Source organism: Streptomyces sp. NPDC056503, from assembly GCF_042794995.1.
In the GTDB taxonomy this organism is placed as follows: domain Bacteria; phylum Actinomycetota; class Actinomycetes; order Streptomycetales; family Streptomycetaceae; genus Streptomyces.
The window spans coordinates 17,156-27,922 of the sequence record NZ_JBHTST010000113.1; the positions used below are offsets into that span (position 1 = coordinate 17,156).

Consider the following 10,767-nt stretch of genomic DNA (forward strand, 5'->3'; position numbering starts at 1 on the left):
GGTCAGCCGTAGGCGTCCGTCACGCAGTCCGCCGCGCAGCCCTGCTCCCGGAAGCCCCGGCGCAGTGCCGCCGCCGCGTGCTCCCGCTCGACGTGCTCGTACCCGTACCGTTCGCGCAGCAGCCGCTCGACGGCCCCGACGGTGACGATCGCCGGCTCGCCCGCGCCGGCGGCGCGGCGGGCCGCGGCGATCGCCTGCCGGGTGGCGCGCTCCACGTCGCGGACGTAGGCCTCGTGGGTCTTCCGCGCGGCCCGACGGGCGGCGAAGGGGCGCACGGACCGTCCCTTCCAGACGGTCCCGGCCAGCATCAGCCCGAGGCCGCTGCCGCCCAGGAGCACACCGCCCGCGATTCCCTCGATGGTCCACCGCACCGGCCGTCGCCTCCCCCGTGTCGGCCGACGATTCTACGGCCGGCCGCGCCGGTCAGGCCTGCACGAGGTCGCCGTGCCGGTGCACCACCCGCCACTCGCCGTCCTCGCGGCGGTACGTCTGGGTGGCGCGCAGCGTGTAGACGCGCGCCTCCCCGTCCACCGATGCCGAGATGTGCTCGAAGCACGCGGTGTAGGCCATGTCGCCGACGACGTCGTGGCTCAGCACCTCGACGCGGTAGTCGACGCAGGCGGAGAAGCGGCGGGCGAGCGCCGTGAACAGCGTGTCCACGTCCTCCTGCCCGATGGCGTTGTACCAGGCCCCCAGCACGCTCACCGGCTCGCGGCGCGACCAGAGCGCCCGGCGCGGCGCCGGGTCCCCGTCGTGCAGGGCGCGTTCGGCGGCCTGGAGGTCGGTCCTGACCCACGTCAGGAAGTCTTCCCGGTCGGTCATGCCTTCATCATGCCCACGCGCCGCCGCGCCCCGCACCCGCTGGTGCCGGGGCCCTCACCGCGCCAGGGGTACGGAGGCGGGGTCGGCCAGCACCGTCTCGCGGGCCAGGGCCACCGCGCCCGCCAGGGAGGCGTCGGCGCCGAGTGCGCCGGGCAGCGGGACCGGCACCGGGGCGGCGCCCCCGGCGAGGGTCCTGCGGGCGCCGAGCCGGGCCTCCAGGCCGCGCGCCAGCCAGGGGTGCCAGTCGGCGAGGTAGCCGCCGAGGACCACGTCGTCGACGTCGAGGAGGCTCGTCACCGAGAGGACCGCCGCGCCGAGCACCTCGCCGGCGGCGTCCAGGGCCGTGACGGCGGCCGGTTCCCCGGCGGCCAGGGCCCGGCCCAGCGCGGCGACGGCGGCCTCGGTGCCCCGTTCGGCGCGCAGCCCGCCGAGCCCGGCCGCGTCGGTGAGGGCCTCGGGGCCGAGGTAGAGGGCGAGGCAGCCGCGCCCGCCGCAGGGGCAGGGCGGTCCGTCGAAGGCGAGGGGCATGTGGCCGGGTTCGCCCGCGACGCCGTGGCCGCTGGCCTCGATCCGCCCGTCGACGACGAGCCCGCCGCCCACGCCGACGTCGGCCTTCAGGTACGCGAGGGAGCGCGGCGCGGTCCCGCGCAGGACCGTCAGCGCGCGGTACTCGGCGAGGGCCGCGAGGTTGGCGTCGTTGGCGAGGGTCACCGGCCCGGCGGCGTCCCCGAGCCGGTCGCCCAGCAGGGCGGCGAGGTCCACGGGCCCCGGCCAGCCGAAGTCGGTGGAGAACATCCGGCCGTCGGCGGTGACGGGCCCCGGCACGGCGAGGAAGGTCCCGGCGAGATGGGCGTCGGGGTGCGCGGCCCGGGCGGCGGACGCCGTCTCCCGTACGGCGGCGGCGAGCGCGTCCGCGAGGGCGCCGGGGTCGCCGTCCGGGGTGGTGTGGGTGACGTCGGCGCGGTGGGCGAGCCGCCCGCCGAGGTCGGCGACGCCGAGGTGGAGCCGCTCGCGGGTGACCCGGACCGCCAGGGAGACGACCCGGTCGGGCACGGTCTCCAGGTGGCGGCGCGGCCGCCCGCGCCCGCCGCCGGGGGCGAGTCCGGCCTCCCGGACGAGCCCGCGGCCGACCAGGTCGGCGGTGAGGGCGGTGAGCGATCCGTGCGCCAGGCCGGTCGCGGCGGCGGCCTCGCCGCGCGAGGAGGGGCCGTGGTCGGCGAGGTGGCGCAGGACGCGGGCGAGGTTGTGCCGCCGCACGTCGGCGGGGGACTCGGGGGCGGTACGCACCCCTGGATTCTGCCTCAGGGCGGACGGGGGCGGCCCCTGACCGTCACTGACCGCGGCGGCGGTGACACCACCAAGATGACACGTGTAAGTGACACGCGTCACCATTTTTATTTCAGCCATTGACGTAAATGCGTCTGGCCCCCGACCCTGACGCTGTCACCCACCGCCGCCGCACCGGCCCGCGCACCTCCAGGAGCCGCCCAGATGACCTCCACCGGCCCCCTCGCCGCCACCACCCGAGGCCCCGTCCGCGGCGAGCGCCGCGCCGACGGCACGTACCGCTTCCTCGGCATCCCCTACGCCAAGCCGCCCGTGGGCGAACTGCGCTTCGCCGCCCCCGAGCCGCCCGAACCGTGGACCGAGCCGCTCGACGCGACCGCCTACGGCCCGACCGCCCAGCGCCGCCCCTTCGCCGAGGTCACCACCATCCCCGAGCCCAGCGTCCCGGGCGCCGGCGTCCTCAACCTCAACGTCTTCACCCCCGACACCGCCCCCGCCGAAGGCCTCCCGGTCCTCGTCTGGATCCACGGCGGCGGCTACGTCGCCGGCTCCGCCGCCAGCCCCTGGTACGACGGCGCCGCCTTCAACCGCGACGGCGTGGTCCTCGTCTCCCTCGGCTACCGGCTCGGCATCGAGGGCTTCCTGCACCTGGAGGACGCCCCCGACAACCGCGGCGTCCGCGACTGGATCGCCGCCCTGGAGTGGGTCCGCGACAACATCGCCTCCTTCGGCGGCGACCCCGCCAAGGTCACCGTCGCCGGCCAGTCCGCCGGAGGCGGCGCCGTCCTCACCCTGCTCGCCGTCCCCGCCGCCCAGGGCCTCTTCCGCGGCGCGCTCGCCGTCTCCGGCGCCGTCCTGCGCCCCGACGGCCCGCAGACCGCCCGTGCCGCCTCCCGCCTCCTCACCGCCCGCACCGGCCTGCCCGCCACCGCCGCGGCCCTGCGCGACCTGGGCGACGACGAGCTCCTCGCCCTCCAGGACCGGCTCGCCGAGGACGGACCCGACCGCGAGGGCCTGCCGCCGATGCTGGCCCTCGCCCCCTTCGCGGACGGCGAGCTGATCCCCGTGCCGCCCGCCGAGGCCCTCACCGCCGGAGACGCGGGCGCCGAGGTCCCGCTCGTGCTGGGCTTCACCGCCGACGAGTTCTCGATGGTCCCCGGCCCCGAAGGACCGCCGCTCCCCGTCCTCCTCGGCGCGTTCGGCCTCGACCCGGCGCGCGCGGCCGACTTCGCCGCCGCCTACCCCGGAACTCCCGAGGAGGCCCTCTTCGGCCAGGCGCTCACCGACGTCATGTTCCGGGCCCCGAACCTCGCCGTCGCCGACGCCCGCGCCACCCGCGAACGCCCCACCTGGCTCTACGAGTTCGCCTGGCGCTCACCGGCCCTCGGCCTCGCCCCGCACTGCCTGGACCTGCCCTTCGCCTTCGACCTCCTCGACGCCGAAGGCGTCCCCGAGGTCGCCGGCCCCACCCCGCCGCAAGACCTCGCCGACGCCGTCCACCGCGCCTGGGTCGCCTTCGTCAAGGACCAGGACCCGGGCGCCGACTGGCCCCGCTACGCCCCCGGCACCCGCGCCACGAAGGTCTGGGACACCGAGCCCCGCGTCGCCGACGACCCGATCGCCCACGTCCGCGACCTCTGGCTGGACTGATTGGGCCACCGGCCGCCTCCAGGCCGCCTCCAGGCCTCCACCGGCGGCCTCCAGGTCTCCACCGGCTTCCACCGGCCTCCACCAGCCCCCAGGCCTCCACCGGCCCCAGGCCTCCACCGGCTTCCACCGGCCTGACGCCCCGGGCGGCCCCCCCCGCCCCGGGCGGCCCCCCCCCGCCCCGGGCGTCACACGGTTTTCACGCCCCGTGCATGGAACGCCGCCCGGCCCACGCCGATGATCGACCGAGCGCCCCTCCCCACGCCCCCGCACCGGGAGCACGCGCGCCCCGCACCGGTCCGACCGCCGCGCAGCCAAGGAGTCCCGCATGCCCAGCCGCCGCCGCTTCCTCGCAGGATCCGCCGCCACGGTGGGCGCCGGCGCGTTCTCCGCGACGATCGGTACGGCCGCCCCGGCCACGGCGGAGGCGCGGGCCGTCCCGGAGGACACCACCCGCCCGCCGAACCTCGTCGTCGTCCTCGCCGACGACCTCGGCCGGGGCGAACTCGGCGCCTACGGACAGCGGCTCATCGCCACCCCCCGCATCGACCGCCTCGCCGCCGAGGGCCTCCGCTTCACCGACGCCTACTCGACCGCCGCCGTCTGCGCCCCCTCCCGCTGCTCGCTCCTCACCGGACTGCACGCCGGCCACGCGACCGTCCGGGCCAACCCCTCCGGCGCCCAGGGCGCCCTCACCGCCACCGACACCACCTTCGCCGAGGTGCTGCGGGCCCGCGGCTACCGCACCGGGCTCTTCGGCAAGTGGGGCTTCGGACCGGAGGCCGCCGACCAGCCCAGCCACCCCAACGCCCGCGGCTTCGACGAGTTCCACGGCTACATCGACCACGGCCACGCCCACCAGTACTACCCGGCACAGCTCTGGCGCGACGGCGTCAAGGAGGCCGTCCCGGCCAACGCCGGCGGCGCCAAGGGCGCCTACGCCCCCGAACTGCTGCTCGGCTCCGCCCTCGACTTCGTCGACCGGCACGCCGACCGCCCCTTCCTCCTCTTCCTCGCGCCCACCGTCCCCCACGCGCCCAGCGACGCCCCCGACCACGGCCCCTACGCCGACCGGCCCTGGACGGCGGCCGACAAGGGCCACGCCGCCCAGGTCTCCCTCCTCGACTCCCACGTCGGCCGGATCGTCGACCGGCTCCGGGCCCGCGGACTCGACCAGGACACCGTCCTGATCCTCGCGAGCGACAACGGCCCCCACGAGGAAGGCGGCGTGAACCCCGACCTCTTCGACGCCAACGGCCCCCTGCGCGGCTACAAGCGCAACCTCTACGAGGGCGGCATCCGCGTCCCGCTGATCGCCTGGGGACCGGGCCGCGTCCCGCCCGGCACCTCCGACCGCCCCACCCCGCTCACCGACCTCCTGCCCACCCTCGCCGAACTCGGCGGCGCCCCCGCCCCCGCCGACGTCGACGGCCTCTCCGCCGCCCCGCTGCTCACCGGCGCCGCCGTCGCCGCCCGCCACGACCACCTCTACTGGTACCGCGACGAACGGGGCGTCACCGGCCGGGCCAACGCCCAGGACGACGGCCGGGCGACCTGGCTCGCCGAGGCCCTGCGCAAGGACCGCTGGAAGGCCGTCCGCTTCGCGCCGGTCCGCGACCACGCCCTTCCCGACGACCAGTGGCAGGTCGAGCTGTACGACCTCGCCACCGACCTCGGAGAGACGAGCGACGTCGCCGCCCGCCACCCCGCCACCACCGCCGAACTCGTCGCCCTGATGCGCGCCTCCTGGCGGGACACCTTTCCGCGCACCGCCTTCGGCACCGCCCTCACCGCGCCGGAGAGCGTCGTCCCCGGCGAGGCGTTCACCGTCACGGCCGTCCTCGCCAACGGCTCCGCGCGCCCCTGGTCCGCTCCCGCCCTCACCCTGGGCGTCCCGGCCGGCTGGACCGTCCGCGCCACCACGCCCACCGGCGCGGACCGGTTGGCCGCCGCCGCCCGGCTCACCGCGAGCTGGCAGGTCACCGTCCCCGCCGGCGCCGCGCCCGCCACCCCCGCGCGGCTCACCGCCGAGGGCACCGCGCTCGCCCCCGGCGGCCCGGTCCGGTACGCCGCCGCCGCGACCGCCACCACCGTCCCCCCGGCACCGACCCGGGACGGCTACCTCTCGGACCTGCCCTGGATCGGCGCCGTCAACGGCTGGGGCCCCGTCGAGCGCGACGCCTCCAACGGCAGGAACGCGGCGGGCGACGGCACCCCCATCTCCTTCGGCGGCACCACCTACGCCAAGGGCCTCGGCGTCCACGCGTACAGCGCCGTCTCCTACCACCTCGGCGGTGTCGCCGACCGGTTCACCGCCCTCGTCGGCATCGACGACTTCTCCGCCCGGCAGAGCACCCTCGGCGCCACCCGGGCCACCGTCCACGGCGACGGACGCGTCCTCGCGACCACCGGCGTCCTCACGGCCGCCACCGGACCCGTGCCCCTCGACGTGGACGTCCGGGGCGTCCGGGTGCTCCGCCTGGAGGTCTCCGACGCCAACGCCAGGACCTCCTTCGACCACACCTCGTGGGCCCTCGCCCGGATCACCGTCCGGACCTGACCGGCCGGGTCGGCCGACGAGCCCCGACGGCCCGGCCGGCCCGACGAGGGACGGTCACCCCTCGAAGCCGACCGTCCCGTCCGGAAGGATCGCCTCCACCCGCGCCCCGTGCTCGACGGTGCGGCTCACCGTGCAGAACTTCTCGTGCGTGAGCCGCACCCCGCGCGCGAACACCTCCGCCGCCTTCGGGTTCGAGTCCGGCAGCTCGAACTCGTAACTCACCCGGATCCGGCCGATCCGCCCGTCGTCCTCCGGCGTCGACACCGACTCCACGACGATCCGCAGATCGTCGTGGTCCACGGCCCGCGCGGTCCGGTCGACCACCAGTCCTCCACAGCCGGCCATCGCCGCCAGCAGCAGCTCCACCGGCGTGAACGACGGCTGCGCGCCCTCGTCGTCGGCCGCTGCCATCAGCACCTCCGCGCCCCGGTCGTTGCGGGCGGTCCACCGGCGGTATCCGGTGCGTTCGGTCTCGACGCGGTAGTCGGCCATGGGGGAGTACTCCTCAGCTGCGTACGGACATCTGCCCCGTACGCTACGGCGCCCGGGCCACCCGCCCCACCCGACCGGCCGGACCTCAACGAGCCCCGTCCGCCGCCGCCCGCTCCCGCACCACCCGCCCCCAGGCCCCGGCCACCGTGCCCCAGACCGTACGCAGCCGCTCGCCGTCCCGCCGTACGGACGCCACCGCCGCCTCCGGATCGCCGCCCGCCGCCCGGACGGCCACGGCGTCCTCCCGCGCCCACCGCGCCACGGCGTCCCCGTCCACCTCCGGATGGAACTGCGTGCCCCACGCCACCGGACCCACCCGGAACGCCTGGTACCGACAGTCGTCCCCGCCGAGCAGCGCCACGGCCCCCGCCGGCAGCCGGACGATCTCGTCGAAGTGCCACTGCGCCGCCGGCGCCCCGTCCGGCACCGCCCCGAACACCGGATCCGACTCGGCGGCGGGCAGCCGCCGCAGCGGTACGGAGCCCACCTCGGGTCCCCGCGCGCGGGGAGCGACCGCGCCGCCGAGCACGTCCGCGACCACCTGGCCCCCCAGGCATATCCCGAGCAGCGGCACCTCCCGCCGCACCGCCTCGCGCACCAGCTCCCGCACCCGCCCCAGCCACGGCGCCACCCCGTCGTCCCGGCAGCCGGCCGACCCGCCGAGCACCACCATCCCGTCGTACCCCGCGAGCCCGGCGGGCAACTCCCCGCCCCGCCACGGCTGCCGCACGTCCAGCCGCACCCCCTCCGCCGCCAGCCGCTCCCCGACGAGCCCGGCCCCGGCCCCGTCCTCCTGCTGCACCACCAGCACGGTCACCGTCATGCCCCACCCCTTAGGCCGCCCGCCCCGGCCCCCAGTGGATCCCGCCCACCCGGGGTCTGGGAAGTGCCGTGCTGGTGGTGCGGCAGGAGCACCCGCCCGGGTGGGGGGAACGGGACCCGGCTCAGCCGTCGTTCGGGGTGACGAGACCGGACTCGTAGGCCAGCACCACCAGTTGGGCCCGGTCCCGGACGCCCAGCTTGCTCATGGCCCGGTTGACGTGCGTCTTCGCGGTCAGCGGGCTGATCACCATGCGGGCGGCGATCTCGTCGTTCGACAGACCGCGCGCCACCAGGACCACGGCCTCCCGCTCCCGGCCGGTCAGCTCGTCGAGGCCCCGGCCGCCCGAGGAGGCGGCGACCGGAGGCCGGGCGAGGCAGTGGTGGATGAGCCTGCGGGTGATCGAGGGGGCGAGGAGGGCGTCGCCGCGCGCGGCGACCCGCACGGCGTGCAGGAAGTCCTCCGGCAGCACGTCCTTGACGAGGAAGCCCGCGGCGCCGGCGCGCAGCGCGTCCAGCACGTACTCGTCCAGGCCGTAGTTGGTGAGGATCACGACGTGCACCCCGGCGAGCGCCGGATCCGCGGCGATCCGCCGGGTGGTCTCGATCCCGTCGAGGACCGGCATGCGGACGTCGACCAGAGCGACGTCGGGGAGGTACGCGCGGACCAGGGCCAGCGCCTCCCGGCCGTCGGCGGCCTCGGCCACCACCTCGATGTCGTCCTCCAGGTCGAGCAGGGCGCGGAACCCGCTGCGGATCAGCGGCTGGTCGTCGACGAGCAGCACCCGGATCACAGCGCGCGCTCCACCGGCAGCTCGGCCCGGACCGAGAAGCCGCCCCCGTCGCGCGGCCCGGCGGTGAGCAGGCCGCCGAGGGCGGTGACGCGTTCGCGCATGCCGAGCAGGCCGAGACCCGGCACCGGAGCCGCGGCCCGGCTCGCCCGCCCGTCGTCCTCGACGCTGACCGTCAGGGCCTCCGGACGGCACTCGATGCGCACGGTCGCCGTGCCCGCGCCGGCGTGCCGGGCCACGTTGGTCAGCGACTCCTGGACGATCCGGTACACCGTCCGGTCCACGGCGGCCGGTACGTCCCCCCGCCGCCCCTCCACGCTCAGCGTCGCCTCCAGCCCCCACACCCGGGCCCGCTCCACCAGTTCCGGCACGTCGTCGAGACCGCGCGGCGGCGCGGTGTCGTCGTCGCGCAGCGCCTCCAGCGTCGCCCGCAGCTCGCGGCTCGCCTCCCGTCCCGCCTCCTGGATCGCCAGCAGCGCCGCCGGCACGTCCTCGCCCCGTCTGCGGGCCACATGGACGGCCACCTCGGACTGCACCTTGACCACCGAGATCTGGTGGGTGAGCGAGTCGTGCAACTCCCGGGCGATGCGCAGCCGTTCCTCGTCGGCCCGGCGCCGCGCCACCTCCTCCCGGGTCCGCTCCGCCTCGTCCGCCCGCCGCTCGGCCTGCCGCAGCGCCTCGCCCGCCGCGGCCGCCGCGACCAGCCAGGCGATCTCCAGCGCGCCGCGCGCCCGCGCGAACGCCTCGCCCGTGTCGTACGGGCCCGACACCAGGGCGGCCCCCGGCAGCGCGGCCAGCATCAGCACGCTCGCCACCGCGGTGACCCGGTGGTGCCCGGCCCGAACGGCCGCGTACACGGCGAACAGATAGGCCACGACCGGCACGTCGAACCCGGCCGCCTGGTAGCCGACCGCGCACACCCCGGTGACCGCGAGCACGACCCGGGGCGCCCGCCGCCGTGCCACCAGCGCCGCCCCGCCGGCCGCCAGCAAGGCGTACCCGGCCACGGCGGAGCCGGACGCGGGCCGTGGCCCGGAGGCCGCCGTGACCAGCAGCGCCGCCGTCACCCCCGCCGCGATGGCCGCGTCGCCGTACCACCGCCGGACCTTCGCTCCCGCTTCCGTCATGGGCGCACCCTAACCGCACCGGCACGCGGGGGAGTCGGCCCCGGGCAGGAGCCCGCGACTACCACGGACGCGGTAGGGAGGCGCCCTCTACCGCGACCGCGGCAGCCGAAGTGACCGCGGCCGGCGGACGACCGGGAAGGGGGCCGGCGGACATCCTCGGGGCACCGGATCGCACGAAGAAGAAGGAGCCGTCCCATGAACGTCCGCCGTCTGCTCGCCACCGGCGCGGCCGCCCTGATCGGCGGCGTCGCGTCCGCCGCCTCCGCCGCCGCGTCCGCCCCCTCCCGGACCGTCGCCGCCTCCGTCACCACCTTCGGCGCCGGCCGGTTCGGCGCGACCACCGGCGCGCTGATCGGTCTCATCGGCCTGGTCGCCGCCTGGCGCGCCCTCGCCCGCCCGACCGGTCGCCTCGGCACCACGACCGGCCCGCGCGGAGCGCTGCTCGCCCTGACCGCCGGAGCGGCCGCGGTCGTCCTGGGAGCGCTGGTCGCGGCCACCGCCGACGGCGGTCTCGGCACCGGAAACGGCCTCGGCGGCGCCTATGTGTCCCTGCTCGTCGGCCTCGCCGCGACGGCACTGGGCGGCCGGGCCCTCGCCCGCGCCCGCCGAGCCCGCCGCACCGGCTGACCGCACCCCGCCGCGGGTCGTGCGTACGCGTCCCTGAGTACGGCTCCCACCGTCCGCTGAGTACACCGGCGGATCCGCCGGACGCCCGCGGCGGCTGGAATGGACCCATGAGCCTCCGCACCTCACGCCGCCGCCCCCTCCGCCGCGCCTCGGTCACCGGCACCGCCCTGGTGGTCGCCCTCGGCCCCGTCGTGGTGGGCGCGCTGCTCGCCCGCTCGGTCGGCGGCGACCCCATGGTCTCGGTCAACGCCCTGATCGCCGGCGGCGGCCAGCGGGCCCGCGTCTCGCGGCACCAGCTCCGCTCCTGCCGCGGCCGGATCGACGCCCGCCGGGTCCAGGCCGTGCGGGGCCTGCGCGCCAGGACGAAGCCCACCCTCGTCCGTCACGGCTCCGGGACGTAGGCCGGGAAGCCGGGAGGCGGACCGGGGGGAAACCGGGCTGTACGAGGGTGTGCCCATCCGTGTCGAAGTCGTCCCGACGCCGTGATCCTGCGCGAGGCGCCGCCGCCGCGCGAGCGGCCCTCCACCCGCACCTCTCCACCCGCACCCCCACCCGGATCCGCGGGCGGCAGCGTCGGCGTGCCGCGCGTCCGTCC

The 10,767-nt window shown here is 77.3% G+C and carries 11 protein-coding genes; 4 read left to right on the top strand and 7 right to left on the bottom strand.

The features are described 5' to 3' along the window. Positions 1–2 precede the first annotated feature (2 nt). The 3 genes from ACFQ8C_RS27680 to ACFQ8C_RS27690 are packed head-to-tail and all read right to left on the bottom strand — an operon-like array spanning position 3 to position 2,109. A complete protein-coding gene (locus ACFQ8C_RS27680) occupies positions 3–371 on the bottom strand; it encodes a hypothetical protein (protein ID WP_383462371.1) in 369 nt (122 codons plus the stop codon). A 52-nt stretch (positions 372–423) separates the two neighbouring features. Then, complete coding sequence (locus tag ACFQ8C_RS27685) at positions 424–822, bottom strand: nuclear transport factor 2 family protein (RefSeq protein ID WP_383462373.1); 399 nt, start codon at positions 820–822, stop codon at positions 424–426. Between the two features lie 54 nt (positions 823–876). Next, positions 877–2,109: an ROK family protein gene (locus ACFQ8C_RS27690; RefSeq protein ID WP_383462375.1), complete on the bottom strand. Its 1,233-nt coding sequence runs from the start codon at positions 2,107–2,109 to the stop codon at positions 877–879. Between the two features lie 204 nt (positions 2,110–2,313). Between ACFQ8C_RS27690 and ACFQ8C_RS27695 the strand changes: the two genes are divergently transcribed. Then, a complete protein-coding gene (locus ACFQ8C_RS27695; protein ID WP_383462377.1) occupies positions 2,314–3,759 on the top strand; it encodes a carboxylesterase/lipase family protein in 1,446 nt (481 codons plus the stop codon). A 325-nt stretch (positions 3,760–4,084) separates the two neighbouring features. Next, positions 4,085–6,316 carry a sulfatase-like hydrolase/transferase gene (locus ACFQ8C_RS27700; protein ID WP_383462379.1) on the top strand — a complete coding sequence of 744 codons (2,232 nt, stop codon included), beginning with the start codon at positions 4,085–4,087 and terminating at the stop codon, positions 6,314–6,316. A 54-nt stretch (positions 6,317–6,370) separates the two neighbouring features. On the opposite strand, the gene ACFQ8C_RS27705 is transcribed toward ACFQ8C_RS27700, so the two are convergent. The 4 genes from ACFQ8C_RS27705 to ACFQ8C_RS27720 all read right to left on the bottom strand — a co-directional run bounded on the left by ACFQ8C_RS27705 (position 6,371) and on the right by ACFQ8C_RS27720 (position 9,545). Beyond that, the gene (locus ACFQ8C_RS27705) at positions 6,371–6,808 is read right to left on the bottom strand and encodes an OsmC family protein (RefSeq protein ID WP_383462381.1); all 438 of its coding nucleotides are present in this window, start codon (positions 6,806–6,808) and stop codon (positions 6,371–6,373) included. A gap of 85 nt (positions 6,809–6,893) precedes the next feature. Continuing rightward, on the bottom strand, positions 6,894–7,631 hold the full coding sequence (locus ACFQ8C_RS27710) for a type 1 glutamine amidotransferase (RefSeq protein ID WP_383462382.1): 738 nt from the start codon (positions 7,629–7,631) through the stop codon (positions 6,894–6,896). A 121-nt stretch (positions 7,632–7,752) separates the two neighbouring features. Beyond that, entirely contained in the window at positions 7,753–8,421 is a 669-nt protein-coding gene (locus ACFQ8C_RS27715; protein WP_383462384.1) for a response regulator, read from the bottom strand. After that, positions 8,418–9,545, bottom strand: coding sequence for a sensor histidine kinase (locus tag ACFQ8C_RS27720; protein ID WP_383462386.1), 1,128 nt, complete (start codon positions 9,543–9,545; stop codon positions 8,418–8,420). Before ACFQ8C_RS27720 ends, ACFQ8C_RS27715 begins: the two co-directional genes overlap by 4 nt. Before the next feature lie 195 nt (positions 9,546–9,740). Between ACFQ8C_RS27720 and ACFQ8C_RS27725 the strand changes: the two genes are divergently transcribed. After that, positions 9,741–10,172: a DUF6223 family protein gene (locus ACFQ8C_RS27725; protein ID WP_383462388.1), complete on the top strand. Its 432-nt coding sequence runs from the start codon at positions 9,741–9,743 to the stop codon at positions 10,170–10,172. Positions 10,173–10,279: 107 nt separating this feature from the next. After that, positions 10,280–10,573 (top strand): hypothetical protein, encoded by a 294-nt coding sequence (locus ACFQ8C_RS27730; RefSeq protein ID WP_383462390.1) that lies wholly within the window; start codon positions 10,280–10,282, stop codon positions 10,571–10,573. Positions 10,574–10,767 lie beyond the last annotated feature (194 nt).